We start from the raw sequence: 26,722 nt of genomic DNA, 5'->3' as shown, positions 1-26,722 counted from the left end.
GGCTGACGCTCGTACTCGCGAACGAACTCACGGACCTCTTCGACGGTGAATCCCACAACGCTGACCATGCGAGATCACTCTCCTTTGCTTGATCGTGACTGACTCACAACCAGCTTGGCAAAGAGGGGGCATGCGCATATATGCGCATGCCCTGCAGGTTTCCGTATGCGATGACGCCGATACCGGTTCTAACAGCCTGCGACCGCGCGCCCCTGTCCGGGTCTCAGCCCTTGGCCAGTTTGAGGGAGAACTCCACCGTCCCCGAATCCTCGACCTTGACGAACCCCAGGTTCGGAGCCGCGACGTCGAAGTCGGCCCAGGTCACGGGCACACTGCCCGTGAGGCTCAGCCCGCCGCCGTCGACACCGGCACGCGCTTTGGCGGTCAGGGGCTTCTTCTGCCCGTTCATCTCCAGCTCCCCCGGGAGTTCGAGTTCGATCGAATCGCCGGTGGCCCCGGCCAGGGCCCGGCCCAGGTCGACGGGTTCGCCCAGCGTGAAGGACGCCTGAGGATGGGCCTTCGTGTCGATCGCCCGGGAGGAGAAGTACCCGTCACGGCGCTCCGAGTCCGTTTTCACCGAAGCCAAGTCCACTGTGACCGTGCCCTTTGCGAGGGCCGGTCCGCTGTCCTCGACAGTCATTTCCCCGGTCACCTTGGAGGTCCGGCCGACGACGGTGAAGTCATTGCCGTTGAGGACCTCGTCCACGCGGTAGCCGGCCTGGGATCCTTCGGAGACCCGCCAGGCGCCGACCAGGTCGGCGGCTCCGGCCGGCGGCCCACCGGTCCCGGTTGTTCCGGACGATTCGCCCGCCGCCTCCGCAGGCTCCGCCGAATCGAAGGATTCCGGTGCCCCCGCATTCTGGCTGCGCGCGTAGATGGCCGGTAGGGCGAATGCCGCTACGGCCAGGAGGGCGACGACAACCGCCGTCACCACCCAGGGCAGGGGACGGGCGTACCAGGGTCTGCGCGATGCGGCCGGATCAGTCATGGCCGCAGCCTACGGACCGGGTCTGACCGGGAACTGCCCTGCAGCTGTGATTGAACTGTCAATCACCAGGCTATGGACGTTCCGCCCGGGCATGGGCGGGGACGGCACAGCTCCGGCTACTGCGCCCGGTTCTTCGCCACCTCGTAGAGGGTGACGGCCGCGGCGATGCCGGCGTTGAGGGACTCGGTCGCGGCGGAGATCGGAATCGACACGATCTGATCGCAGATGTCGCCGATCAGCCGCGAGATCCCCTTGCCTTCCGAACCGACCACGATGCAGATGGGCTCCTTGGCGAAGCTCAATGAGGGAAGTTCGACGTCGCCGTCCATATCGAGGCCCAGGACGAACACGCCCTGCTTCTTCAACTCCTGCAGGGCCCTGGCCAGGTTGACCACCTGGGCCACGGGAATCCGGCTGGCCGCACCCGCCGAGGTCTTCCACGCCGCCGCCGTCATCGACGCAGCGCGGCGCTCGGGGATGATCACACCGTGCCCGCCGAAGGCCGCGGTCGAGCGCACGATCGCACCCAGGTTGCGCGGATCCGTGATCCCGTCGAGCGCCACCAACAGCGGGGTCTCGAAGCGTTCGGCCGCCAGTTCCAGCAAATCGTCCGGGTGGGCATAGGAGTACGGCGGAACCTGCAGGGCCACGCCCTGGTGGATCGCATCGTCGGTCAGCCGGTCCAGGTCCGGCTTCGTGGCCTCGAGCATGCTAATGCCCTGTTCGGCCGCCAGCGCGATGATCTCCCGGACCCGATCGTCGGATTCGATCCGGTGGGCCACATAGAGAGCGGTCGCGGGAATCCCCTGTCGCAGCGCCTCGAGCACCGAATTGCGCCCGGCCACCGTGTCGACCCCGCGTTCGCGCTTGTGCCGTCGCGCCCGGCCTGCCGCGTCCTTCTTCTGCCGATCCTGCTTGGCCTGATAGGCCTTGTGGTAGACCCGGTCCTCGGCCTTGGGCGTCGGGCCCTTACCCTCCAGCGACCGTCGGCCCTTACCACCGGAGCCCTTGGTCGGGCCCTTCTTCGTCTTCTTCATCGCGCCGGGGCGCCCCTGTGCGGCCATCAGTCCTGCTCCTCGTCTTTCAGCTGCCAGCGGTAGCCAGCCGGGGTGTCCTCAATGGCCACTCCGGCCTCCGCCAGCCGAGCACGGATCCCATCGGCCCGCGCATAGTCCTTTTCCGCCTTTGCGGCCAGTCTTTCCTCGGCCAGTGCTCCCACCAGCGCGTCGAGCGCAGCGTGTGCCGCGTCGTCCCCGCCGGCGCCGGTCGCCCAGTGCGGGTCGGTCGGGTTGACGCCCAGGATGTCGAGCATGAGCTCGAGCTCGCCGACGATCTGCGCCAGATCGGCACGGGTCTGCGCTCCTGCGCCCGGGGCCGAGGCAATCTCCAGCGCCCTGAAGCCGGCACCCAGGTGTTCGAAGGCGACAGCGAGCGCCTGCGGGATGGCCAGATCGTCGTCCATCGCCGCGGCGAAGGCATCCGGGACCCGGGCGGCGACGCCGGCATAGCCATCCGCCGCGCTGGGCACGGCCGGGGCGGCCTCGCCGAGCAGGCCGCGGGCGCGGCTCAGCAGGTTGGCGAACCGGTCCAGGGCGGTCTGCTGGCCGGCCACCGCGGCCTCGGTGAAGTCGAGGACCGAACGGTAGTGGGCGGTGGACAGGAAATAGCGCACAGTCAGGGCCGGCAGCTTGGCGAACAGCTCGTGGGCGAAGATCGAATTGCCCAGCGACTTCGACATCTTGTCCCCGCCGACGGTCAGCAGGCCAGAGTGCATCCACAACCGGGCGAAGGGGTCGCCCGCGGCCCGCGACTGGGCCAGTTCGTTCTCGTGGTGCGGGAAGCGCAGGTCGAGACCGCCGCCGTGGATGTCGAATTCGGCACCCAGGTACTTCGTCGACATGGCCGAGCATTCGATGTGCCAACCGGGGCGGCCCCTGCCCCACGGGGTGTTCCAGGAGGCTGTCAGCGGCTCGCCCTGCTTGTGGCCCTTCCACAGGGCGAAGTCCTGCGGGCTGCGCTTGCCGTAGCGCGGCGCATCGTCGGCCGGGGACATATCCGCGGGGCGCTGGTGGGTCAGTTCCCCGTAGTCCGGCCAGGATGCGGTGTCGAAGTAGACGTCGCCGGAATCATCGGCGGCGGGATACGCATGGCCGGCATCGATCAGCCGCCCGATCAGCTCGATCATCTCCGGCACGTGGCCGGTGGCGCGGGGCTCGTAGTCCGGCGCCAGCACGCCCATCGCCTCGTAGGCGGCGGTGAAGACGCGCTCGTAATGGTACGCGTGGGCGAACCAGGTCCTGCCCTCCTCGACCGACTTGCTCAGGATCTTGTCGTCGATATCGGTGACGTTGCGGATCAGGGTGACGTCGAGGCCCCGGTAGGTCAGCCAGCGGCGCAGCTGGTCGAAGACCACGGCCGAGCGCATGTGCCCGATGTGCGGGGCACCCTGCACAGTGGCGCCACAGACGTAGATCCCGACCCGGCCCGGGGTGATGGGCCGCAGTTGTTCTACCGTGCGGGTCTGGGTGTTGTACAGCGCAATAGTCACGGACCCCAGTCTACCGGCAACGGCCGGGCGTCCGCGCCCACGGCCGAGGCCCCGCGGACGTGAGTGCGCACACTCACCTCCGCGGGGCCTCCGCTCTCGAACCGGCCGGCGCCGATCCCTCCGTGATCTCCCGACTCAGTACTCCCGACTCAGTATTCGATGACGACGCGGCCCTCGATCTTGCCGTGCCTCATCTCGTCGAGCACCTGGTTGATGTCCTCGAGGCTGCGGGTGTGGAAGGTCGGGTGGATCAGGCCGCGGGCGTAGAAGTCCAGCGCCTCCTCCAGGTCCTGCCGGGTGCCGACGATCGATCCGCGGATCGTCAGGCCCTTGAGCACGATGTCGAAGATCGGTGCGGGGAACTCGCCCGGGGGCAGACCGTTGAAGACGATCGTGCCGCCGCGACGGGTCATGGAGATCGCCTGTCCGAAGGCCGAGGGGTGCACTGCCGTGACCAGCACGCCGTGGGTGCCCCCGGTCTTCTCCTGGATCTCCGCGGCCGGATCGCCGCTCATCGCGTTGACCAGGACCTCGGCACCGTGCTTCTTGGCCAGCGCCAGCTTGTCATCGGCGACGTCGACTGCGGCCACCCGCATGCCCATCGCCACGGCGTACTGCACCGCGATATGGCCCAGCCCGCCGATGCCGGAGATCGTGACCCACTGACCGGGTCGCACCCCCGTCATCTTCAGGCCCTTGTAGACCGTAACGCCGGCGCACAGCACCGGGGCGATCTCGTTGAGGTCGGACCCCTCGGGGATGCGTGCGGCGAACTTGGTGTCGACGAGCATGTACTCGCCGAAGGATCCGTCGACGGAGTACCCGCCGTTGACCTGCTGTTCACACAGGGTCTCCCAGCCGGTCCGGCAGTACTCGCAGTCACCACAGGCCGACCACAGCCAGGCGTTGCCGACCAGATCGCCGACGGCCACGTCGGTCACGTCTTCGCCGATCGCCTCGACGCGGCCCACACCCTCGTGGCCGGGAATGAATGGCGGGGTCGGCTTGACCGGCCAGTCGCCCTCCGCGGCGTGCAGGTCGGTGTGGCAGACGCCGGACGAGATGAGCTTGACGAGTGCCTGGCCGCGGCCCGGGGTGGGGATTTCGACGTCCTTGTTGACGTCGAGGTCCTGGCCGAATTGCTTGACGACGGCCGATTTCATCGTGGTCATGATTCCTCCGTGTTCCCTTGTACCGCTGGGGCTGAAAGCCTCCGGTGCCGGGTCGCGTCTTCTTCGACGTTGGCGCCGGGCCCGATCCACTGTGAGCGGGCGGCCCCTTGTTCGTGCGGTGGCACCACCGTAGGCGGGCCCCAGTTGCATGCACGTTGCACGATGCGTTTATGCGTCCATAGACTGGACCGACCACATCTGTGGTGATGACCACACACCTGTTTTGCCGCGCAGTCGCGCCAGATCGTAATGGAGAGTGCATGCCCACCATCGTCAAGGGAATCATCGCCAGGGCCAAGGGAGAGCCGACCGAACTGACCGATATCGTCGTCCCCGACCCGGGGCCGGGCGAGGTCGTCGTCGACGTCAAGTCCTGCGGCGTGTGCCATACCGACTTCCACTACCGGCAGGGCGGGATCGGCGACAACTACCCGTATCTGCTGGGCCATGAGTCCGCCGGCGTCGTATCCGAAATCGGGCCCGGCGTGACCCACGTGGCCGTCGGCGATTTCGTCGTCCTCAACTGGCGTGCGGTGTGCGGTGAATGCCGCGCGTGCAAACGGGGCGAACCGCAGTACTGCTTCGCGACCTTCAACGCCACTCAGAAGATGACGCTGACCGACGGCACCGAGCTCGAGGCCGCCCTTGGCATCGGATCCTTCGCGGAGAAGACCCTGGTCGCCGCCGGACAGTGCACGAAGGTCGACGAGGCCGATCCCGCAGTCGTCGGCCTGCTCGGCTGTGGCATCATGGCCGGGATCGGCGCCGCCGTCAACACCGGCGGCGTGACCCGCGGTAAGTCGGTGGCCGTGATCGGCTGCGGCGGCGTGGGCGATGCCGCGATCGCCGGTTCCCGGCTGGCCGGGGCCAGTCCGATCATCGCGATCGACTTCGATGAGAAGAAGCTGGCCGCCGCCACCGAGCTGGGCGCCACCGACACCATCTGCTCCAAGGGCCTGAGCGAGGACGAGGTCGTCGCCGCGGTCCAGGAACTGACCGCGGGCTTCGGCGCCGATGTCGTGATCGACGCCGTGGGCCGGCCCGAAACCTGGCGGCAGGCCTTCTATGCCCGCGATCTGGCCGGCACCGTCGTGCTGGTGGGCGTGCCCACCCCCGAGATGGAACTGAGCGTGCCCCTGGCCGATGTGTTCGGCCGCGGTGGCAGCCTGAAGTCCGCCTGGTACGGCGATTGCCTGCCCGAACGCGACTTCCCCATGCTCGTCGATCTGTACAAGCAGGGCCGCCTGCCGCTGGAGAAGTTCGTCAGCGAGCGCATCTCACTCGACCAGGTCGAACAGGCCTTCGAGAAGATGGGCCGCGGCGAGGTCCTGCGCTCCGTGGTGGAGTTCTGATGGCCGCGCGGATCGAGCGCCTGCAGACAGCGGGGACGTTCTCGCTCGACGGCGGCACCTGGGAGGTGGAGAACAATGTGTGGATCGTCGGCGACGACTCCGAGGTGATCGTCATCGATCCCGCGCATTCGAGCTCCGAGGTCGCCCGGGCGGTAGGCGGGCGCCGGGTCAAGGCGATCCTGCTGACCCACGGGCACGACGATCACGTCCGTGCCGCACTTGACGCCAAGGCCGCGCTGGGCGATCCGCCGGTCCTCCTCAACCATGCGGATCTGATGCTGTGGGAAATGGTCCACCCCGGAACGGCACCGGATGGGGACATCGCGGACGGGGACGAATTCCCGGTGGCCGGAGTCACCCTGCGGGCCGTGCACACGCCGGGGCACTCCCCCGGGTCGACCTGTTTCATCCTTTCGGGGGCCGCCGAGGGGCCTGTGGTATTCACCGGTGACACGCTGTTCAACGGTGGGCCGGGAGCAACCGGACGGTCCTATTCGAGTTTCGAGACGATCATCGAGTCGATCCGGGACCGGCTGCTCAGCCTGCCAGAAGAGACCACCGTACTCACCGGACACGGGGACTCCACCTCGATCGCGGCCGAATCCGGCCACCTGGACGAGTGGATCGCCCGCGGCCACTGAGCACGTTCCCCGAGCACACATGGTTCGCGGGGACGAGTCAGGCCCCGCGGCTGACACAGCCGGACAGCACAGCGCCCGGCGGTCTGTTTCAGGCCGCCGGGCGCTGTTTGCGGGGCCGTCCGCCCTTGCCGGGGCGCGCGGCGTTCCACTTGTCTATGGTCTCGACGAGCCACCCACGGGCCCGCCCCACATAGGCGTCCGGTTCCGGCAGATTGTTCGGCAGGCTCCCCCGACTGGCCAATCCCAGGTAGTCCGCGACTTCGGCCGTGCTCAGGTAATGAGTCGCCTTCTGGCTGCGCCCGGTACTCATACTGCTCCCCCTCGTGCAGGTTCACTTTGTGCCAAGTGTGCCACAATGCGGCACCAAATGGGTGGTGATTCTTCGACGGATTCCCTGCACCGGAGCGGGCCTTGGAGGCCTCAAGTATCAGTAGAGCACTGCCGTGGCGATCGCCGTGGCCCCTTCGCCCCGTCCCATCGACCCGAGCCCGTCGCTGGTCGTGCCTGCCACCGCCACAGGTGCTCCACATGCGGTGCCGAGCGCTTCCTGTGCCTCGTCCCGGCGTCGGCCGACCTTGGGCCGATTGCACACGATCTGCACCGCCACGCTGCCGATGGTGAAACCCGCGGCGCGCACGATCCGCGCGGCCTCTGCCAGCAGGACGGTGCCATGGGCGCCCGCGAACTCCGGGCGGTCCACCCCGAAGTGCGCGCCCAGATCGCCCAGCCCGGCCGCGGCGAACAGGGCGTCGGCACAGGCGTGGGCTGCGACATCGGCATCCGAGTGGCCGGCCAGGCCGAACCCGCCCGGCCACTCCAGACCCGCCAGCATCAGTGGCCGCTCGGGGTCCGAGGAGAAGGCATGGACGTCCACCCCGGTGCCCACTCTGGGCACGGGGCCGTTGGGCCCGTGGGCGGTCCGCGCGTCCGGGTCCAGGGCCGCAAGGAGGCGCAGATCGCTCGGATAGGTGACCTTGAGGGCACGTTCCTCACCTGCGACCGCGGTGATTCGGTGCCCGGCAGCCTCCATCACACCCGCATCGTCCGTCGGACCGGCACCGGAAAGCGGGTCCCAGGCCGCATAGGCGGCCACCAGGAGGTCCCGGCGGAATCCCTGCGGGGTCTGCACCCGCCGCAGGGACTCGCGATCGACCCCACCCTGTAATTCATCGCCCACACTGGTGCGCAGCGTGTCGACCACGGGCAGAACCGGCACCACCGCGGTGGCACCCGCGGCCAGGGCGGCGGCGACCCGGCCGAAGACCTCGGGACCGGCCGCCGGGCGCGCGGCGTCGTGAACGAACACGCAGGGCGCATCGCCGCAGTACTCCAAAGCCGCGCGCACCGAGGCCCAGCGCTCCCGACCGCCGGCGATCACCGTGGTCTGCGGAACGGGTCCCGTCATGGTGCGGCTTTCCACCACGGCATCGACCTGGGACCGCGCCGCGTCCAGCCAGCCGACGGGGGCTGCGACGATGACATGGGAGAACAGGCCACTGCGCAGGGCCCCTCCCACCGCGTGCGCCAGCAGGGACTGCCCGGCCGATTCGACGAAGGCCTTGGGCCGGCTCGCGCCCAAACGCGAACCAGAGCCGGCGGCGGGGATGATGAGGGCGAAGCCCATGAACCGACCTCCTGGGACGGGGCGCGGCGCACAGCGCCGGCGGGTCAGACGAATCCGCCCCGGTCACCACGTGAAACGTGGAACCGGGGCGGATCGATGTCAAACGGGCCACGGGCCCAGCGGCTCAGCCGGCGAGGACCTCGTCGAGGATCTTCTCCGCTTCGTCCTCTTCCTTCTTCTCCGCCAGGGCGAGTTCGGAGACCAGCACCTGCCGGGCCTTGGCCAGCATCCGCTTCTCACCGGTGGACAGTCCGCGGTCGTGCTCACGGCGCCACAGATCGCGGACCACTTCCGCGACCTTGATGACATCGCCGGACTGGAACTTCTCCAGGTTCGCCTTGTAGCGACGCGACCAGTTGGAGGGCTCCTCCGTGATGTCCGCACGCAATACTTCGAAGACCTGCTCCAGGCCCTCTTCGCCGACGACGTCGCGGACGCCGACCAGATCGCAGTTCTCGGCGGGGACCTCGATGGTCAGGTCGCCGTGGGACACCTCCAACTTCAAATAAAGCTTCTCTTCGCCCTTGATGACGCGCTTCTTGACTTCTTGAACGGTAGCCGCACCATGGTGCGGATACACGACGGTGTCGCCGACCTGAAAACTCATACTGGTTATGTCCCCTTTCGTACCACCAGTTTAGCATGCACAATCGTTCAGAATAAGGGCGGGGAAGGATTATGAAGGTCACCCTTCGTTCTACAAAGCGTCAAAAAGTGGGTAGAATTTCGGGAGAATATCTGTGTTGTCTCTGCAAGGAGCTTGAGAACGTGAACCGGCTTACCCGCTTCGGCATCGCCGCCGCCGCAATCGCCCTGGTCGTCCCCGCTAGCGGGTGCGCCGCCCTGATTTCACCGCAGCAGACCCACACGTACCAGTACGCCGCGGGCGACGGTGCGCAGCAGACGAAGATCGACGACGTCGCGGTCCGCAATATCCTGCTCATCGCCAATGACGATGCCCAGGCGCAGCTGGTGTATGCGGTCGTCAACGGTTCCGACAAGGACGCCCGGGTCACCCTGACCGTTGCGGGCAAGACCGTCGAGGAGTCCGTCCCCGCGGGCAAGGCCGTCTACCACAACCCGGCCAACACCCAGAACGCGCCCAGCGAGAACGGCTCGATCAACCGCAAGGCCGTCATCATCAAGAACCTCGAGGACAAGCCCGGCACCCTGACCGACGTCCAGATGACCATCAACGGGAAGTCGACCAAGGCCACCGCCCAGGTGCTCACCGGCGGTGACCTCAAGGACGGCGGCCTGTGGTACTACCAGGACCTGGTGCCGACCCAGGGCGCCACGGCCTCGGCCACGGAGGACGCGACCCCTTCGGCCACCGCAGACGCCGAGGAGACCGCGGCCGAGCACTGAGCCCGGCCCGCCGACTCACCCGGCAGGGGCCCTGTCCGATGATCGTTCATCGGACAGGGCCCCTGCCGTTTTCGCGTGCCGTTTTCGCGCCCCGCACCGACCGGGCGTGCGCCGGGCCGGTCGGTGCGGGCGCTCGCCGGACCGACCGGGCAGCCGGGGAGATCAGACGAATTTATAGCCCAGTCCGCGCACCGTCACCAGCAGGCCGGGGTCTGTCGGATCGGGCTCGACCTTGTTGCGCAGCCGCTTGATGTGGACGTCCAGGGTCTTCGTGTCCCCCACGTAGTCCTGGCCCCACACCCGGTCGATCAGCTGTCCGCGCGTCATCACCCGGCCGGCGTTGCGGACCAGGATCTCCAACAGTTCGAATTCCTTGAGCGGCAGACCCATCTCCTGTCCCCGGATGGTCACCACGTGTCGGTCGACATCGATGCGCACCCCGTTGGCCTCGAGCACCGATTCCTCGACCGGCTGGTCCGGCTCGCTGCGCCGGCGCAGCACCGCACGGATCCGGGCCAGCAGCTCCCTGGACGAATAGGGTTTGGTCACATAGTCGTCGGCGCCCAGCTCCAGGCCCACCACCTTGTCGATCTCATCGTCCTTGGCGGTGAGCATGATGATGGGGACGTTCGACTTCGCCCGCAGTGCCCGACACACCTCGGTGCCCGAGGCCCCAGGCAGCATCAGATCGAGCAGGACCAGGTCGGCGCCGGTGGCCTCGAAGCTGGCGATTGCCTCCAGACCGTCATCGGCGATCGTCACCTCATAGCCTTCCTTGCCCAACAGGAACGACAGCGGGTCGGAGAAGGATTCCTCATCTTCGACGAGCAGAATGTGTGTCACTGTGTATTCTTCCTACTTTCCTGATTCCGCCCCCGCCACGCCGGTGGGCGGGGCCTCGGGATGAACGTCTAAAACCGTGCCCGCGTGCCGCGCGCGCTGCAACTCCCGCTGCGAACCCGATGTCGACCTGTGGCCCGCCAGGGGCAACACGATCGTGAAGGTCGATCCACCGCCCAGGCGGCTCCACACCCTGACCTCGCCGGAATGGGTGGCCACGATGTGCTTGACCAGGCTCAGGCCCAGCCCGGTCCCCCCGGTATTGCGCGAGCGCGCCGGATCCACCCGGTAGAAGCGCTCGAACACCCGGTCCAGATCCGCCTCGGACAGCCCGATGCCCTGATCCGTCACGGCCACGAGGACCTGGCCGGATCTGGCCTCGTAGCCGATGCCCACCCGGGTACCACCGTTGGAGTAGTTCACCGCGTTGTCCAGCAGATTGCGCAGCGCGTTGACCAGTAGATCGAAGTCGCCCTCGACCTCGATGTCCTCGCCGGCCAGTTCGGAACCCGCCGCGACCTCGACCACGATGTCGATGTCCTTGCTGCTCGCGGCGGTCTGTGCCCGATCCACCGCGTCCGCGATGATATCGGCCACCCGGATCCGGTCCTGGCTGACTGGCCCGCTGTGGTCCTGCACGCGGGAGAGGTCGATGATCTCCTTGACCAACTGGGACAGGCGCGCGGACTCCTGCTGGATCTTGCTGCCGAAGCGCTGGACCGCGTCGGGGTCGTCGCTGTAGTCCGTCACCGCCTCCGCCAACAGACTCATCGCGCCGATCGGTGTCTTGAGCTCGTGCGAGACATTGGCGACGAAGTCCCGCCGGACCTCGTCGACCCGCCTGGCCTCCGTCAGGTCCTCGGCCAGCACCAGGACATAGGCCTCCCCCAGGGGCGCGACGCGCGCGTGCAGCAGGCGGGGACTGCCGATGCCGCCGGGCCGGCGGCTCTCGAAGTCGAGCTCCTCGATCAGGCCACGGGCGCGGACCCGGGCCACGGCCTCGAGCAGGTCCGAGTTCTCCAGGCCCCTGCCCTTGACCAGGCCCAGGGTGTAGGCGGCCGGCGATGACTTGACGACGTCGTCGCCGGCGTCGATGACGATCGCGGCCTGTGAGAGCACCGCCAGGACCTCGGCGATACCGGACGGGAGCTCGTCGTCGGAGTGCATATCGGCAGTGGAACGGGACAGTTCGGAGGCTCGGAAGGCCAGAATGCCCCCGATGCCCAGGGCCAGGCCGACGGCCCCGCAGAGAAATCCGAACAGGAGAAGATCCACCCCTTTAGAATACGTGGCGGCGGGCCCCGAACCGACCACCGCGGGGGGCTCGAGTGAGACGTCATCGGGAATTCACCCCCGCGCAAGTTCTCATTCACCGCCCGGCCCGCCACACCTGCCAGGCTGAGGGCGATGTGCCCCGGACCGGGCACGAGCAGCAGGACGAGGAGGAGCCCGTACATGCGCGAAGTCTTCAATCAGGAGCTGGACACCATTGCCGATCGGCTGGTGGAGATGTCCCGCCTGGTAACCGAGCAGATCTCCCGGGCCACCCGCGCCCTGGAGACGAATGATCTGGAACTCGCCGAACAGGTGATCTCCGCCGATGCCAGGATCGACGCAGGGCAGGCCGACCTGGATCGGCTGTCCGTCCAGGTGCTGGCCCTGCAGGCCCCGGTGGCCCAGGACCTGCGCGTGGTCGTCTCGGCCCTGAAGATGAGCGTGGCGATCGAACGGATGGGCGATCTGGCCCGGCACATCGCCGCGCAGGTGCGCATCCGCTATCCACAGTCGGCGGTGCCGGAGCCCTTCCGGGAGGTCTTCAGCAGAATGGGCGAGGCGGCTGTGCGGATCGGTACCGCCCAGATCCAGCTGCTCGACAATCCGGGGCTGGCCGCGGTGCCCATGATCGCCACCATCGACGAACAGCTCGATGCCCTGCACCTGCAGGTATTCACGATCATCGGGGAGCTGTCCTCCGGCGACCTCACGCCCTCGCAGATCGCCGACGCCACCCTGGTCTCGCGCTACTTCGAGCGCTTCGGCGATCAGGCGGTCAATGTCTCCCACAAGGTCGAGTATCTGCTCACCGGCAGTTGGGAGCCCGACCTCTCCGCCCCCTGAACACCCCCTTCCCAACCCCGGCGGGTGGCTCCACAAATGCACATGTGGCTCGATAGAGCGTGAGTTTACGAGCCACGTATGCCAGTGTGGAGCCACCCGCCGGATATGTGGACCAGAGGTCACAAGTGACCTCGACTGTGGGTCACAGCGGCCGAGGCGCCAGGTGGGTTTTCCACACGAGGCCGGTGAGGGCTTCCCCTTCCCCGTTTCAGGCAGCAGCCTGGCGGCATGAGCACATACAACGTCTTCACCATCGCCGAGGTAATCGCGGCCGGCATCGATCCCCGCAGTGTCCAGAATGCAGTCGGGTGTTGCATCGAGCGCCTCTCCCAGGGCGTCTACGTCCTGCGCCGCCGCTGCAGTGTCGCGCGCCACTGCAGGCTCCGTGCGTTTATCACCGAACGTGTCCTTGTCCTTCCGCCGTTGCCGGCCGGCGGACCCAGCCCCGGCCTCCCGCCTGGTGCGGCTCAGGGGCAGCCCGATCCGCTCTCCGAGCTGCCCTGGTGGCAGCGTGAGAAAATGGAACACATCGGCAGGATCGCCGCGTATCCGTTTGTGGAAAATGACGTGTTGAGTCACCATTCCGCAGCGGTGGTGTGGGGGCTGCCCCTATTCCACAGCTCGCTTGACCGGGTTGAGATGAGCAATCCGCGTTTCAAACGAACAGGCAAGTCCTATCGACGTCGGCAGCGGCAGGTTCCCAACTCCCTCGTCCTCGACGGAGCCGGGTTCGACAGCCGCTTCGGCCCTCGGTGGCCGGGGGCGATCACCCCCGGGGACCTCGGCATCGCGATGACGGATGTGGAACGCACCGTCCTCGACATCACGCGGGACTGCACGCTGTCCGAGGCGGCTATGGTGCTCGAGGCATACCTCAGCGGCGTACTGGCGCCGATCACGAACGATCACGGGGCACCCGAAGCCGACCGGCGGACGCCGGTCCTGGGATTGGACGGGCGAATGTCCACATTTCCCCTGTCACAGTCAGAACGGGAAGCACGCCGGGCACGGCTACTGGCTACGGCGACGGCCACGGATCTGGGGCGTAGGGTTCCGCGGCTGACGCGTCTCCTGGCGATCAGCACAGGTCTGTCCGAGTCTCCTGCTGAAGCCCTTGCGAATCTGGGATTCCATACTCTGGGGCTGGGGGTCGAACAGCAGGCCCAGATCTGCGACTCCACCGGACGGATCATCGCCGTCGCCGACTTCCTGATCCGAGGCACCCGGTGCCTATTGGAAGTCGACGGGCGAAAGAAATACATAGATGCAACCGGTGCGGCGGACATGGCTCGTTTGGAACGGGAGAAACAACGTACCGACCGAATCTATGCCGAGGGGTACCACCTGCTGCGGTGCGGTTGGCACGAGGTGACGAACCCCGATATCTTCGGCCCACTCATCTGGCGGGGACTGCGGGCTGCGCGAGGCCTGGGCCGGGCCTGATGCGGCCGTGGCCGGAGGCACAGGTCGCCAACCAGCGCACCCCATCAGCGCGGTGGCTCCACACCTGCCCGCGTGGCTCGAAAACTCACGATTTATCGAGCCACGCGTGCATGTGTGGAGCCACCGCCAGTGAGTGGGGTGGGTCAGCGGCCCTGGTTGGCCACGGCTGCGACGGCCGAGGCCGCGGCCTCGGGATCGAGGTAGGTACCACCGGCCACCAGCGGGACCAGGTTCTCGTCGAGTTCGTAGTGCAGCGGAATGCCGGTGGGAATGTTCAGCCCGGAGATGTCCTCATCGGAGATCCCGTCGAGGTGCTTGACCAGTGCGCGCAGCGAATTGCCGTGCGCGGTGACCAGCACGGTCTTGCCCAGCTGGAGGTCCGGCACGATCTGGTCGTACCAGTACGGCAGCAGGCGCACGATGACATCGGCGAGGCATTCGGTGCGGGGGACGGCCGCGCCCAGATTCGCATAGCGGGGGTCGGCGGCCTGAGACCATTCGCTGGCGTCGTCGAGCTCCGGCGGCGGGGTGGAGAACGAACGGCGCCAGGTCATGAACTGCTCCTCGCCGTATTCGTCCCTGATCTCCTTCTTGTTCTTGCCCTGCAGGGCGCCGTAGTGGCGCTCGTTGAGGCGCCAGGAGCGCTTGACGTCGATCCAGTTGAGATCCGCGGCCTCCAGGGCCAGGTTCGCGGTGATGATGGCGCGCTTCAGCCGCGAGGTGTGGAGCACCTGCGGCACCAGACCCGCCTGGGTCAACAGTTCGCCGGCGCGGGCGGCTTCACTGCGGCCCTGCTGGGTGAGGGGGACGTCCACCCAACCGGTGAATAGGTTCTTCTGATTCCATTCGCTCTCGCCGTGGCGCAGCAGCACGAGGTTATAGGTCATGCCGTCATTCTCCCACACCCGCGCTTACCGCCTGGGAAACGTCTCAGAACGAACGTCTCAACACGAATTCCTCAGAACGTCCCGAGGAACTCGTTGTCCTCCCCGTCCAACAGGTGCGCGAAGGCCGCCAGGTTCCGGGTGGACTCGCCCCTGGCCACCCGCCATGCCCATTCGCGCTTCATCGAGGTCAGGAAGCCCAATACCAGCAGCTCGTCGAAGGACTCGTCGGCGGCGCTGAGCACCTGGCCCATGAGCGCGTCGATCCACTCCTGGCTCCAAGCGGCGGCCGGCACATGGGCGCGCAGATACACGTCGCCCAGGGAGTCGACGAAGAAGGAGCAGGCCTGCAGGCGGCCGTTGCGGTGCAGCAGCCAGCTGTGGAACTTCGCCTCGTTCTCATCCGGATGGCGGATCACGAATGCCTGGACGTCGGCACCGCGCTCGCTCAGCTTCACCGACACGGTGGTCTTGAGTTTGTGCGTGCCCGGCAGGGTGACGGCCCAGTGATAGGGCCCGGCGGCCTCGGCCTCGACGCCCACCCCCGCAGCCCAGTCCAACAGCACTTTCTGTGCTTCCTCCAGGTTCAACACATCCCGGCTCATCGCAGGCTCCTCTCGTTTCGCGCCGCATCCGAGGCCATGGCCTCCAACCGCACCACCGGACCGACCTCCGTGACAGTCCCGGCGGTTTCCGCGGCCTCGGCCAGTGCGTCGAGCACCATGTCGACACAGCAGTTCCAATCGAACAGCCCCGCCCGGTCGGCCGCGGCCCGACCCAGCCGCGTGCGCAGCTCGGGGTCGAGCAACAGGGCCTCGAGCGCGCCCGCCCAGTCCTCCGGCTCGTGTCCGCGCACCAGCACCCCCGTGCTCCCGTCTGCAACCACCCGGGCCAGCCCACCGACCGCGGCGCCGAGCACCGGCACCGCACAGGCCGCGGCCTCGGCCGCGACGAAGCCGAAGGACTCGCTGCGACTGGGCACGATGACGACGTCCGCGGCGCGATACCACTGGGCCAGCCGCTCGGCCGGCACCGGCGGATGCAGGTACAGGTTCTGCTCCACCCCCATGGCCGCGGCCAGCTCCGCGAAGGCCTCGACCGTCGGCCCGCCGGATCCTGCGCCGACCATCGCCAGAGTCGTGCGCGCGGCCAGCTCCGGGTTCGTCTCGCGCAGCCGGCCAAGGGCGTCGATCGCCACGTCGGTGCCCTTGATGTACTGCATCCGCCCGACGTAGAGGACCACCAGGTCCGCCGCCTGCAGGCCGACCGCACGGCGCGCGGCCACCCGGGTTCCGGGGGTGAAGGCAGCGTGGTCGATCCCGGGTGGGGCGACGACGGTCTGGGCGGCGGGGTGCAGCAGCTGGGCGATGTCATTGGCCTCGGCCGAGGTGTTGGCCACCAACACATCGGCCCGCTCGGCGATGCGCGCCTCTGCCGTCCGCCGCGCCGCGGGCTCACCCGCGTGTCCCGAATCGCGGTCCTTCACCGCTGCGATGGTGTGGAAGGTCACGGCCAGTGGTGGCCGGGTGGTCCCGGTGGTCCCGCCGGCGGTCCGACCGGCAGCGGCGCGCCCGGCAGGACGTACACCGGTACCCGCCAGGTCCAGGGCCGCCAGCCCGGCCAGAGCCGAGATCCAATAGTGCGCCCAGACCGCCTCGGCAGCCACGAAGTCGGGGTGGGCCGCCAGCCGGCGCGCCAGTTCGGGGATGCGCCCGGCCAGGTCGTCCTTGTCGACCGCTGCGGTCTCCAGCTGGTGGATGGCCACTCCGTGGGGCATCGGCACGGTGTCCGCCGGTGCCCGGCCGGCCGCTGCGGGGTCCGCGGTGAAGATGTCGACGGTATGGCCCAGGGCCGCCAGCCGGCCCGCGGTGGCGCGCACATAGACGTTGAGACCACCGGCGTCGCCGCGTCCGGGGAGCGCGGCCGGGGATGTGTGGAGCGACAGGACAGCGATTCTCACGGTTCCCCATTCTACGGCCGACCCGGCCCCGGCGCGTAGGATTCTGAACCGTGCACCCCGATCACCGCCATCTCAAGGGCCCCCAGGGAACCGTCACCCGGGGCACGACGAACCCCAACCGACTGCGCCGGATCGACCGGTATGCCGCCTTCCTCCTGGAGTCCCCGCTGCGCCACGATTCTGACCGCTTGGTGGTGGATCTGGGCTTCGGTGCAGCCGCCACGACACCGGCGGAGATGCACGCGCGGCTGCGGCGCACAGCGCCGCGTGTGCGCACCCTGGGCCTGGAGATCGAGCCGGCACGGGTCGCCGTGGCGGCGGCGCACGCCGGCGCCGGCCTCGACTTCGCACTCGGCGGTTTCGAGGTTCCCACTCCCGGCGGCGAGCGCCCCGTGCTGATCCGCGCCTACAACGTGCTGCGGCAGTATCCCGAGGCCGAGGTCCCCGGTGCCTGGGCGCTGATGGCGGCCCGGCTGGCCGCCGACGGCCTGCTCATCGAGGGCACCTGCGATGAGATCGGGCGCACGGCGGTGTTCCTGACGATTCCCGCGGCGAATGCGGCGGCTTCTGTCCGCCCCGCGACGCTGACGATCAGCGTCAAAACCGATTTCATCGACCACCCGGCCCAGGTCGCCGACCGGCTGCCCAAGGCACTGATCCACCACAACGTGCCGGGCCAGCCGGTGCACGAGTGGCTGCTGGCCCTGGACCGCGCCTGGTATACGGCGGCACCCCTGGCGACGTTCTCGCCGCGGCAGCGTTGGATCGCCATGTGCCGGGCCCTGAAACAGGCGGGGGAACCCGTGCTCCACGGCCCTGCCCGGTGGCGCCTGGGCGAGGTCACCGTGCCCTGGGAGCGCGTCGCGCCCCTGGAGCGCTGAGCCCGGGCGGCGGGCTCAGTCGTTGAAGAAGTCGATGAGGATCTCTCGCACCCGCGAGCGCCCCAGCCACAGGATCGAGCCGGGCGGCAGCACCTCGAGGCGCGCGCCGAAGGCCTGCGCGTACTGCTGCGCGATCTCCACCGGATGCGAGGGGTCTTCCTCATGGGTGAGCACCAGCACCTCGCCGGGGAATCCGGCGGCGGCTTCGGGATGGTCCACCGCGATCCGGCGGGCCAGGTCGATTCCATCGCGCATATCGGTATCGAAGATCGCGTCGACCTTGGCCCTGGTCCAGGCGTGGGCCGGTTCGAGCCGCCGAACCTGTTCGGGTTCGCGTGCCAGCAGGGCCGTGGTCAGCCCCTCCCGGTCCCCCGTGTCCAGGTAGGTGCGCAACAGCTCGCTGTAGCGGGCTGTCCGGGCCGCCAGTTCCCGGGTGAAGTGGTCCCAGCTGGCAGGCAGCACGAAGGCGATCTTCTCCAGCCCGCAGGCGGCCGGGTCGCCCTCGGTCACCAGCCGTGCCAGGCCGCCGGCGCTCATCGACACGCCCAGTGCCCTGGTGGCCCCGGTAGTGTGCAGCGCCGCGGACAGCTGTGCGGCGATGGTCCGGTAGGTCCAGTCCGGCCCCGGCGAGGGCCGACCGCCGTGGCCGCCCAGGTTCACCAGTGCGCGCGTTCCGGCCACGCCCAGGGAGAACGGGCGGGTATCGCGGATGGATCCGGAGAAGCCGTGGGCGAACAGGGTGACGGGATCGCCGGTGCCGAAGGTGGACGTGTAGCCGGTGTCCGGTCCGGGGAAGTTCCGGTCCCGGCTCATCGACGGTTCCGGTAACGGGGGTCGACTGCGCGCAGGGCCCGGCGCACGTCGAGCATGTAGACCGCGGCGGCGACGAAGCCCAGGATCGTCAGCATGCCGAAGCCGCCGCGGCTCATCGGCGGCAGCGCCGTGAAGCCCAGGGCCAGGGCGATGCCCAGGATGATGCACCAGCCGGTCTTGTTCCACTTGCCCGCGGCGCGGTAGACCTCGTCCTTGAAGCGCAGGGAGTCGATGAAGGCCACGAGTTCGATGATGAAGGCGGCCAGGGACAAAAGGACCATCACGGCCTGTTGGAAACTGGCGAAAAGGCTGAGCACGGACATGCCCCAAGCCTACCGTGCGACGGGCTCACACCGCTCAGCCCAGGCCGAAGATGCGCAGCACGGCGGTCACCGCCATCGCCACCAGCACGGCCACCAGCATGGGTGCGCGCAGCAGGGCGATTCCCACCCCCACCAGCACACCGCACAGCCGTGCGGAACCTGCGAACTCGGTCCCCTGGTAGAAGGTGTTGGCCACGGCCAGACCCAGGATGAGGACGACCACGGCACGTTCGAACCAGACGGTCACAGGACTGGGGCCGGTCATGAAATCGGCTTTGTCGGCCTGCCGCTGACCAATCCGCACACCCAGCAGGCGCACCCCGTAGGTGCCGGCGATCATGATGCCCAGGGCGATGACGAACTCCCAGGTGTTCACGGCCTCGGTCCCTTTCCACGGGACCGCCACATCGTCCAGGCGGCGACGGGGAGCAGGGCCAGCAGGGCGCTGATCGGTCCCAGCCCGGCCGGCAGGTGCGGAATCAGCAGGAAGGCCACGAGCATTCCGATGAGGCCGGCGGCCAGGGCGGGACGATCCCGCAGGGAGCCCAGGACCAGGCAGACCAGGATGACGGGGAAGGCCGCATCGAGTCCCAGGGCGTCCGCGTCGATGACGGAGCCCAGCCACTGTCCGGCCATGGAGCTGATGAGCCAGAACACCAGGTCGAGCACGCCCAGCAGCCAGAAGGCGTTCGCCCTGGCCCTGCGCCGTTCGGGCCCCGGCGGCACGTCGAGGGAGACGGCCGCGGCGAAGGCCGAGGGCTCGTCGTGTAGGAAATGGGCGCCCAGATAGGAGGCGGCGCCACGTTTGAGCGCAGGTCCGGTGGCCAGTCCGAAGGCGAGGTTGCGGGTATTGACCAGCACCGCGCCCAGGGCGCCGGCCACCGGGGACCCGCCGGAGGCGATGACCCCGGTGAACGTCAGCTCCGAGGCCCCGCCGAAGACGAGGCCGGCCATCAACAGGGTCTGCCAGGGGGCCAGTCCCGCGGTGGCTGCGAGCGCCCCATAGGACAGTCCGACGGTGCCGACGGTGATGGCGATGACGCACGCCTCACGGACCCGGGCCGGCGAGACCCCGGCGATCATGCCGCTCACTCCTCGTCGACCCGGAACGCCGGCAGTTGTTCGTTCGCGCTCTTATCGGTCATCCCCGAGGCCTGCAGCAGATCGACGACCAAGAGGCGCATGAGGATGACCAGCGTCTCGTCGTGGATGTCCACGAAGTGCTCGGCCTTCGGATCCAGGCGGGCCGCGACCTGCGAGAGATAGGCCTCGGCGCCGACCCGCGGGGTGCCGCGGCGCAGCGCTGCGCACAGCTTGTCAGCACCCGCGCCCAGATCGACCATCAGATCCCCCACTTCGGGGCGGGGGTGCTCCGGATTGGCCACGGTCACGGCCCGGCGCGCGATGATCCGCGTGGTCCGAATCGCCCGGTCGGCGTACTCGCAGGCGCGCGCCAGCCGGTTGACCTCGGCGGCGTGCCGCCTGGCGCGGGCGTTGATCCGCGTGGCCTCCTGGGAGATCCGCAGAGACGAGCGCCAGTCGTCGATCAGGCTCTGCGTGTCCCTGGCGCGGGCCAGCACCTTGCGCTCGGCGCTCTTGTCCCCGGTGCGCAGCGCGGAGCCGCAGTCGGTCAGCAGCTGGGCGATCTCCTCGAGCATGGTGGCGGCGCGATAGCGGGGGATCTTGCGCGCATCGCCGGGCACCACGAGCGCCATCAGCAGGGCCAGTCCCGCGCCGACCACGGCGTCGAGTGTGCGGTCGAAGGGGTGCGCGCCGATCTCCGGTGGCACCGTGACGACGTAGATCGACTGAATGCCCACCTGGGTGACGAAGATGCCGCCGGAGTTGATGAGCGTGCCGATCGTCAGTCCGATTGTCATGACGATGGCCAGCTGCCATACGCCCGAACCGAAGATGTTGACCATCGCCTCGCCCACCAGCACGCCGGCGGTGGCACCGCACAGATATTCCAGGGCGCGGCGGACCCTGCGGTCGGCGATCACCCCGGTCCCCACGGCGGCGCCCACCGCGGCCAGGAACGGGTAGGTGTGCCCCAGCACGTAATAGCAGAAGGCATAGGCGATGGCAGCGCCGGCGACCACCTGGGCCAGCTGCAGCCAGTTGTTGCCCAGGCGCCGGCCGCCCATCCGCGCACGGGTCTCGAAGTACTCACCGCCGCGGTGCAGCCCGTGGCCGACCCGCCGGACGATCCCTGCGGCGCCGGTGCCGCGTCCGTGTCCGTTCAGTCCGATCACCCCTTTTCAGACATCATATGCGGCGGCAATGGACACCCGGACCAGTGGCGGGTAGGTTGGCAAGGTGGCGGTGCGCCCTGCGCCGCGGCACAGGGACACGGCAAGATCGGAAAGGCGAATTCCTCAAGCGATGACGACGAATCTCACTCGTGCCGAGGCACAGGCCCGGGCAGCGCTGCTGACGGTTCACACGTACACGGTCGAGCTGGACCTGGCGAATATCAGGGACCGCAGTGCGATGACCTTCGGTTCCACCACAACTGTCACGTTCACCGCGCGCGACGCGGGCACCACCTTCATCGACTTCATCGCCGATTCCGTCGAGCGCGTGCGCATCGGCGAGACGGAACTCGATCCGGCCGAGGCCTTCGACGGGGCGCGCATCGCCTTCCCGGTGGTGCCCGGCGGCAATACGCTGATAGTCGAGGGCCGGGCCCGGTATTCGCGTTCCGGCGAGGGACTGCACAGGTTCTTCGACCCGGCAGACGGCCTGGTCTACACGTACACCCAGTTCGAACCGACGGATGCCCGTCGCGTCTTCGCGAACTTCGACCAGCCGGATCTCAAGGCCACCTTCGACTTCCGCATCAGCGCCCCAGACGATCTGGTGGCCCTGTCCAACGGTACCGTGGTGCCCGCGTCGGACGCCGGGGCCGAGGCCCCCGCCGGAGACCAGTCGGCACGGATCGTGCGCCATGTCTTCGCCACGACGAAGCGCCAGTCCAGCTACATCACCTGCGTGGCCGTGGGCGACTACGCGGCCGCCCACGACGTCTACACCCATCCGGCCACCGGTCAGCGAATCGAGCTGGGTGTCTTCGCCCGCGCCTCGCTGGCCGACCACATGGACGCAGCCGAGATCTTCGCGATCACGAAGTCCGGCCTGGACTTCTACCACGATTTCTTCGACTACCCCTACCCGTGGGGCAAGTACGATCAGATCTTCGTACCCGAGTACAACCTCGGCGCGATGGAGAATCCCGGCCTGGTGACCTTCACCGATTCCTACCTGTACCGTGACGCCGTCACCCGGACCCAGTACGAATCGCGGGCGAACACGATCCTGCACGAGATGACGCATATGTGGTTCGGCGATCTGGTCACGATGCGCTGGTGGGACGATCTGTGGCTCAAGGAGTCCTTCGCCGATTACATGGGCGGCCTGGCCCTGGCCGAGGCGACCGAGTACACCGACGGCTGGGTGTCCTTTGCGCTGCGGCGCAAGGACTGGGCGTACCGACAGGACCAGTACCCCACGACCCACCCGATCGTCGCCGACATCCCCGATGTCGAGGCCGCGAAGCTGAACTTCGACGGAATCACCTACGCCAAGGGCGCCGCGGTTCTCAAACAGCTGGTCGCCTATGTCGGCCGGGATGCCTTCCGCGCCGGGGCCAGGGCCTACTTCCGGGCCCACGAGTTCTCCAACACCACGCTCGAGGACTTCCTGACCGCGCTGCAGGCCGCGGCGCCACAGCGCGATGTGCGGGCCTGGGCCGCCGCCTGGCTGCAGACCACGGGGATGTCCGAGATGTCCTTGGACGTCCGGCTGGCCTCCGAGGTCCCCGCCTCCGCCGGGGCCGGCGCCCGTCTGGCCGGCTCCGCCCGGGCCCGCGGTTCCGCCACCGCGCCGACCATCGCACAGGCCACCGTAACCCAGCGCAACTCCGATGGAACACAGGTGGTGCGCCCGCACACGCTCCAGCTGGCCGGGTTCAACCGCAGTCGCAGGCGCCTCGAGGCCGCCGGCACCTGGCGCCTCGACATGGCCGGGGCCCAGCAGTCGGTGCCGGAACTGGCCGGTATCGCGCGGCCCGATCTGCTGCTGCTCAACCACGGAGACGACGACTTCGTCAAGGTCCGCCTGGACCAGCAGTCGACGCAGACCGCACTGGCCGCGGTCTCCGGCCTGGCGGACCCGCTGGACCGCGCACTGATCTGGTCGGCGCTGTCGAACGCCACCCGTGACGGACTGTTGCCGGCGACCGACTTCCTCGCCGCCTACGCCGCCGGGCTGGGCCGTGAACACCACGCCGGCATCTTCGCCGGACTGCGCACCCAGGCGCTGACCGCCTTCGACAGGTGGACCCCGGCCGATGCGCAGTCCACCGCGCTCGAGGACATGCTGGGATCGGCCCTGGACGCGCTGCGCCTGAGCACACAGGACTCCGATACCCAGTTGGGCCTGGCGGAACTCGTCCTGGCGCTGGTCCGCCGCTCGGTGGTGACCGCGGAGCCCGGTCCCGCGGTGGCGGCCGGGCGCGCCTTCGCCTCGCAGCTGCTCAGCGTCCCGGTGGGCAGCCGGATGGGCGAGGCCACCGCTGGCCTGCGGGTCGACCACCACCTGCGGTGGACCGCGCTGATCGCGCTGGTGGCCCTGGGCTGGGCCGACTACGACGACATCGACGCCGAGGAGGCCGGCGATCGGACCGGTTCCGGGGTGCTCAGCGGCATCACCGCCCGTGCTGCCAGGCCACTGCCGATCGTCAAAATGCGCGCTTTCACGCAGGCCACGAGCGACCCGACGCTGTCCAACGACGAACTGTCAGCCCTGATCCGCGGCTTCTCCGTCCCCGCGGCCCTGCCGCTGACCGAGAGTTTCGTCGAGGAGTACTTCACCCGACTCGACACCTTCTGGGTGGGTCCTGAGCGCTCGATCGAGATCGGCAAGCGACTGCTGCTGGGGCTCTACCCCAGCTGGTCGAGCCGCCCCGCACGGGTCGTCGAACTGACCACCGACTGGCTTGCAGACCATCCCACGGCCCCCGCCGCGCAGCGTCGGCTGGTGGTGGAACTGCTCGACGATATGCAGCGGGCCCTGAGCCTGAGCACCCAGCCGGCCCCCGGCGCCTCCCGCGGCCGGCACTGAGCCGCACCGCGGGGACGGTTCCGGGAGTAGCGCCGGGCCGGGCGGCGGATCCGGTCAGAGCAGCCGCTGCGCCAGCAGTTCGAGGGTGCGCACCCGGGCGGGGGTGCGATCGAGCGGCTCGTCCGCCCGGGAGCCCGCCACCGGATGGATCATCACCTCGTCGACCTTGAAATCCTCGGCCAGCTGCCGGATCCTGGCGGCCGAGTCATCCGCGTCCCCGACGACCCAGGACTGCAGCATCGTGTCCATCACCTGCCGGTGCTCATCCGTGATCAGCCCACGGACCTCCTGGCCCGCGCTCGGCAGGGTGCGCAGCGGAGCGCCGACGCGCAGATTCGCCATCGTGTACATATAGGGTTCGGCCAGTTCGGCGGCCTCGGCCGCGGTGTCTGCGGTCACCACATTGACGGTCAGGAAGGTCCGGGGCACGGGCGTGGGGTCCTGTCCGGCGCCGGTTGCGGTGGCGCTGAAGCCATCGCGGTAGAGTTTCAGCGCCGAGGCCGTGCCGTGTCCGGAGAAGTGGTGGGCGAACACATAGGGCAGCCCCAGAGCCGCCGCCAGCTGTGCCGAATAGCCGCTGGAGCCCAGCAGCCAGACCTGGGCGAAGGAGTCCGCGTGCGGGGTCGCGCGCAGCGGCTGGACCCGGCCGCCGTAGAGCTCGACCTGTGCGCCGTCCGGGCCGAGCAGGGCCAGCATGTCCATGATGTGCTGGGGGAAGGCCTGCACCGGATCGACCACGTGCCCGTCGCCGTCGACCAGCTGGGCCTGGCCCAGGTGCCCGCGCATCGCCGCGGAGGTGACCGGGTCGGTGCCCGGGGCCCGGCCGAGCCCCAGATCGATGCGGTCGCCGTAGACCGCATTGAGCAGGGAGAACTGTTCGGCGATCGCCAGGGGTGCGTGATTGGGCAGCATCACTCCCCCGGAGCCCAGGCGGATCCGGTCCGTGCCCTGGCCCAGGTACATGAGCTCGACACCCGGAGTGGTCGAGGCGACCGATGGCATGTTGTGGTGTTCGGCTGTCCAATAGCGCGTATAGCCCAGGGCATCGGCCCGCAGCACCAGCTCGTGGCTGGCCGCCAGGGCCTGCCCCGTGGTCTGCTCCCCGCGCACGGGGATGAGGTCGAGGACTGAGAGTTCGAGGTTTTGCGTCATACCAGAGACAAGGAGCCCCCGCACCGGAGTATTCCCGTGCGAGGGAAGGAGTGCGGTGCGGGGGCTCCCGGTGGTCCGCCGGACTCAGCGGACCGGTCGGATCACTTACCCAGGATCTCGTCGAGGCCGGCCTCGAGCACATCGAAGGCGTCGTTGATGAGCGCATCCGAGATCGACAGCGGCGGCAGGAAGCGGATGACCGAGTGGAAGGTGCCGGTGACCAGCACCAGGACTCCGCGTTCGGCGGCGTAGGCCGCCAGCTTGTCGGCCAGTTCGGCGTTCGGCTCCATGGTGCCGGCCTTGACGAACTCGACTGCCTGCATGGCCCCGCGGCCGCGCAGTTCGCCCAGTTCGGGGTGGCTCGCCTGCATCTTCTCCAGGCGCTTCACGATGAGTTCGCCGAGCTCCAGGGCGCGGTCGGCCAGGCCGTCCTGCTCATAGGATTCGATCGCGCCAAGTGCTGCGGCGCAGGCCGTCGGGTTGCCACCGTAGGTCCCGCCCAGGCCGCCGCCGGGCACGGCGTCCATGATCTCGGCGCGCCCGGTCACCGCCGACAGCGGCAGGCCGCCGGCGATGCCCTTGGCGGTGGTGATGAGGTCGGGGACGATGCCCTCCCATTCGCAGGCGAACATCTTGCCGGTGCGGGCGAAGCCGGCCTGGACCTCGTCGGCGACGAACACGATGCCGTTGGCGTGCGCGTATTCGACCAGTGCCAGCAGGAAGCCCTCGGCCGGGACGATGAAACCGCCCTCGCCCTGGATGGGCTCGATGACGATCGCCGCGACGTTCTCCCCGCCGATCTGGTTGTCGATCATCGCGATGACGCGCGCGGCGGCCTCTTCACCGGAGACCTTGGTATTGGCCGCGAAGTTGTCGCGGAAGGGGTACGACATGGGTGCGCGGTAGACCTCGCCGGCGAAGGGGCCGAAACCGGTCTTGTAGGGCTTGGCCTTGGCGGTCATCGCCATCGTCAGGTTGGTGCGCCCGTGGTAGGCGTGGTCGAAGACCACGACGGCGTCGCGCTTGGTGTAGGAGCGCGCGATCTTCACCGCGTTCTCCACCGCCTCCGCGCCCGAGTTCAGCAGCACCGAGCGCTTGTCGTGATCGCCGGGGGTCAGGCGGTTGAGCGCCTCGGCGACCTCGATGTAGCTCTCATAGGGGTTGACCATGGCGCAGGTGTGGGTGAAGGCGTCCAGCTGGTCCTTGGCCCGCTGCACAACACGGGGATTCGAATTGCCCACGGTGGTCACGGCGATGCCGGAGCCCAGATCGATGATCTGGTTGCCGTCGATGTCCTTGATGATGCCACCGCCGGCTGCGACGACGTAGGCGGGGAAGGAGGCTCCGACGCCGGCCGGCACGGCCTTGCCGCGGCGGGCCTCCAACTCCAGGGACTTGGGTCCGGGGATCGAGGTGACTACTTTACGTTCCTGGGGCAGGGCGGGGCCGCCCTTTTCGAGTGTGCTCATACTCTCAAGGATAGCCGGACCC

26 protein-coding genes are annotated in these 26,722 nt (G+C 68.6%); 7 read left to right on the top strand and 19 right to left on the bottom strand.

All coding sequences use genetic code 11. The features are described 5' to 3' along the window. Nucleotides 1-223: 223 nt before the first annotated feature. The 4 genes from NQ036_RS11935 to adhP all read right to left on the bottom strand — a co-directional run bounded on the left by NQ036_RS11935 (nt 224) and on the right by adhP (nt 4,708). The gene (locus NQ036_RS11935; RefSeq protein WP_257059184.1) at nt 224-988 is read right to left on the bottom strand and encodes a YceI family protein; all 765 of its coding nucleotides are present in this window, start codon (nt 986-988) and stop codon (nt 224-226) included. A gap of 116 nt (nt 989-1,104) precedes the next feature. After that, on the bottom strand, nt 1,105-2,052 hold the full coding sequence (gene rlmB / locus NQ036_RS11930) for a 23S rRNA (guanosine(2251)-2'-O)-methyltransferase RlmB (protein ID WP_257048760.1): 948 nt from the start codon (nt 2,050-2,052) through the stop codon (nt 1,105-1,107). Beyond that, complete coding sequence (gene cysS, locus NQ036_RS11925) at nt 2,052-3,536, bottom strand: cysteine--tRNA ligase (protein WP_257059181.1); 1,485 nt, start codon at nt 3,534-3,536, stop codon at nt 2,052-2,054. The genes rlmB and cysS overlap by 1 nt, the downstream gene beginning before the upstream one ends. 149 nt (nt 3,537-3,685) lie before the next feature. Continuing rightward, complete coding sequence (gene adhP, locus NQ036_RS11920; RefSeq protein ID WP_257048763.1) at nt 3,686-4,708, bottom strand: alcohol dehydrogenase AdhP; 1,023 nt, start codon at nt 4,706-4,708, stop codon at nt 3,686-3,688. 260 nt (nt 4,709-4,968) lie between these two features. Here adhP and NQ036_RS11915 point away from each other — a divergent pair, with 260 nt between their 5' ends. Together NQ036_RS11915 and NQ036_RS11910 are read left to right on the top strand one after the other, a co-directional pair. Then, nucleotides 4,969-6,060 carry an S-(hydroxymethyl)mycothiol dehydrogenase gene (locus tag NQ036_RS11915; protein ID WP_257048764.1) on the top strand — a complete coding sequence of 364 codons (1,092 nt, stop codon included), beginning with the start codon at nt 4,969-4,971 and terminating at the stop codon, nt 6,058-6,060. Then, nucleotides 6,060-6,701, top strand: a complete 642-nt coding sequence (locus tag NQ036_RS11910; protein ID WP_257048765.1) for an MBL fold metallo-hydrolase — start codon at nt 6,060-6,062, stop codon at nt 6,699-6,701. Before NQ036_RS11915 ends, NQ036_RS11910 begins: the two co-directional genes overlap by 1 nt. Nucleotides 6,702-6,789: 88 nt before the next feature. On the opposite strand, the gene NQ036_RS11905 is transcribed toward NQ036_RS11910, so the two are convergent. The 3 genes from NQ036_RS11905 to NQ036_RS11895 all read right to left on the bottom strand — a co-directional run bounded on the left by NQ036_RS11905 (nt 6,790) and on the right by NQ036_RS11895 (nt 8,932). Next, on the bottom strand, nt 6,790-7,011 hold the full coding sequence (locus tag NQ036_RS11905; protein WP_257048766.1) for an XRE family transcriptional regulator: 222 nt from the start codon (nt 7,009-7,011) through the stop codon (nt 6,790-6,792). A 117-nt stretch (nt 7,012-7,128) separates the two neighbouring features. Beyond that, entirely contained in the window at nt 7,129-8,325 is a 1,197-nt protein-coding gene (gene ispD / locus NQ036_RS11900) for a 2-C-methyl-D-erythritol 4-phosphate cytidylyltransferase (protein ID WP_257059177.1), read from the bottom strand. Nucleotides 8,326-8,449: 124 nt separating this feature from the next. Next, a complete protein-coding gene (locus NQ036_RS11895; protein ID WP_257048768.1) occupies nt 8,450-8,932 on the bottom strand; it encodes a CarD family transcriptional regulator in 483 nt (160 codons plus the stop codon). Nucleotides 8,933-9,093: 161 nt separating this feature from the next. Between NQ036_RS11895 and NQ036_RS11890 the strand changes: the two genes are divergently transcribed. Next, nucleotides 9,094-9,693 carry a hypothetical protein gene (locus tag NQ036_RS11890; RefSeq protein ID WP_257048769.1) on the top strand — a complete coding sequence of 200 codons (600 nt, stop codon included), beginning with the start codon at nt 9,094-9,096 and terminating at the stop codon, nt 9,691-9,693. Between the two features lie 162 nt (nt 9,694-9,855). Here the strand turns inward: NQ036_RS11890 and NQ036_RS11885 are convergent, their stop codons facing one another. Continuing rightward, complete coding sequence (locus NQ036_RS11885) at nt 9,856-10,536, bottom strand: response regulator transcription factor (RefSeq protein WP_257048770.1); 681 nt, start codon at nt 10,534-10,536, stop codon at nt 9,856-9,858. A gap of 12 nt (nt 10,537-10,548) precedes the next feature. Next, the gene (locus tag NQ036_RS11880; RefSeq protein WP_257048771.1) at nt 10,549-11,808 is read right to left on the bottom strand and encodes an ATP-binding protein; all 1,260 of its coding nucleotides are present in this window, start codon (nt 11,806-11,808) and stop codon (nt 10,549-10,551) included. A gap of 180 nt (nt 11,809-11,988) precedes the next feature. Between NQ036_RS11880 and phoU the strand changes: the two genes are divergently transcribed. Both phoU and NQ036_RS11870 read left to right on the top strand, forming a co-directional pair. Further along, nucleotides 11,989-12,651, top strand: a complete 663-nt coding sequence (phoU, locus tag NQ036_RS11875; protein WP_257059175.1) for a phosphate signaling complex protein PhoU — start codon at nt 11,989-11,991, stop codon at nt 12,649-12,651. Nucleotides 12,652-13,221: 570 nt separating this feature from the next. Then, on the top strand, nt 13,222-14,094 hold the full coding sequence (locus NQ036_RS11870; RefSeq protein WP_257059174.1) for a hypothetical protein: 873 nt from the start codon (nt 13,222-13,224) through the stop codon (nt 14,092-14,094). A 143-nt stretch (nt 14,095-14,237) separates the two neighbouring features. On the opposite strand, the gene NQ036_RS11865 is transcribed toward NQ036_RS11870, so the two are convergent. From NQ036_RS11865 to NQ036_RS11855, 3 genes are all read right to left on the bottom strand, one after another. Further along, entirely contained in the window at nt 14,238-14,981 is a 744-nt protein-coding gene (locus tag NQ036_RS11865) for a phosphoglyceromutase (protein WP_257048775.1), read from the bottom strand. A 71-nt stretch (nt 14,982-15,052) separates the two neighbouring features. Further along, entirely contained in the window at nt 15,053-15,583 is a 531-nt protein-coding gene (locus tag NQ036_RS11860; protein ID WP_257048776.1) for a YbjN domain-containing protein, read from the bottom strand. Continuing rightward, nucleotides 15,580-16,938, bottom strand: a complete 1,359-nt coding sequence (locus NQ036_RS11855; RefSeq protein WP_257059172.1) for a glycosyltransferase — start codon at nt 16,936-16,938, stop codon at nt 15,580-15,582. Before NQ036_RS11855 ends, NQ036_RS11860 begins: the two co-directional genes overlap by 4 nt. Nucleotides 16,939-16,988: 50 nt before the next feature. Here NQ036_RS11855 and NQ036_RS11850 point away from each other — a divergent pair, with 50 nt between their 5' ends. Further along, nucleotides 16,989-17,819: a class I SAM-dependent methyltransferase gene (locus NQ036_RS11850; protein WP_257059166.1), complete on the top strand. Its 831-nt coding sequence runs from the start codon at nt 16,989-16,991 to the stop codon at nt 17,817-17,819. A 15-nt stretch (nt 17,820-17,834) separates the two neighbouring features. On the opposite strand, the gene NQ036_RS11845 is transcribed toward NQ036_RS11850, so the two are convergent. The 5 genes from NQ036_RS11845 to NQ036_RS11825 are packed head-to-tail and all read right to left on the bottom strand — an operon-like array spanning nt 17,835 to nt 21,210. After that, complete coding sequence (locus NQ036_RS11845) at nt 17,835-18,632, bottom strand: alpha/beta fold hydrolase (RefSeq protein WP_257059164.1); 798 nt, start codon at nt 18,630-18,632, stop codon at nt 17,835-17,837. Next, entirely contained in the window at nt 18,629-18,955 is a 327-nt protein-coding gene (locus tag NQ036_RS11840; protein WP_257048784.1) for a DUF2516 family protein, read from the bottom strand. Before NQ036_RS11840 ends, NQ036_RS11845 begins: the two co-directional genes overlap by 4 nt. Before the next feature lie 34 nt (nt 18,956-18,989). Beyond that, the gene (locus NQ036_RS11835; protein ID WP_257048785.1) at nt 18,990-19,331 is read right to left on the bottom strand and encodes an AzlD domain-containing protein; all 342 of its coding nucleotides are present in this window, start codon (nt 19,329-19,331) and stop codon (nt 18,990-18,992) included. Next, nucleotides 19,328-20,038, bottom strand: coding sequence for an AzlC family ABC transporter permease (locus tag NQ036_RS11830; protein WP_257048786.1), 711 nt, complete (start codon nt 20,036-20,038; stop codon nt 19,328-19,330). The genes NQ036_RS11835 and NQ036_RS11830 overlap by 4 nt, the downstream gene beginning before the upstream one ends. A gap of 5 nt (nt 20,039-20,043) precedes the next feature. Continuing rightward, nucleotides 20,044-21,210, bottom strand: coding sequence for an FUSC family protein (locus NQ036_RS11825; protein WP_257048788.1), 1,167 nt, complete (start codon nt 21,208-21,210; stop codon nt 20,044-20,046). Nucleotides 21,211-21,340: 130 nt separating this feature from the next. On the opposite strand from NQ036_RS11825, the gene pepN reads away from it, so the two are divergent. Then, nucleotides 21,341-24,079 (top strand): aminopeptidase N, encoded by a 2,739-nt coding sequence (pepN, locus tag NQ036_RS11820; protein ID WP_257048789.1) that lies wholly within the window; start codon nt 21,341-21,343, stop codon nt 24,077-24,079. Nucleotides 24,080-24,133: 54 nt separating this feature from the next. Here the strand turns inward: pepN and NQ036_RS11815 are convergent, their stop codons facing one another. Both NQ036_RS11815 and gabT read right to left on the bottom strand, forming a co-directional pair. Continuing rightward, complete coding sequence (locus tag NQ036_RS11815; RefSeq protein ID WP_257059162.1) at nt 24,134-25,231, bottom strand: LLM class flavin-dependent oxidoreductase; 1,098 nt, start codon at nt 25,229-25,231, stop codon at nt 24,134-24,136. A 101-nt stretch (nt 25,232-25,332) separates the two neighbouring features. Continuing rightward, entirely contained in the window at nt 25,333-26,700 is a 1,368-nt protein-coding gene (gene gabT, locus NQ036_RS11810; RefSeq protein WP_257059160.1) for a 4-aminobutyrate--2-oxoglutarate transaminase, read from the bottom strand. Nucleotides 26,701-26,722: the final 22 nt, after the last annotated feature.

The organism is Brevibacterium sp. 91QC2O2 (assembly GCF_024580695.1).
In the GTDB taxonomy this organism is placed as follows: Bacteria; Actinomycetota; Actinomycetes; order Actinomycetales; family Brevibacteriaceae; genus Brevibacterium; species Brevibacterium moorei.
Note: the sequence above shows the minus strand (reverse complement) of the source record. Positions and strands in the feature narration are given on the sequence as shown.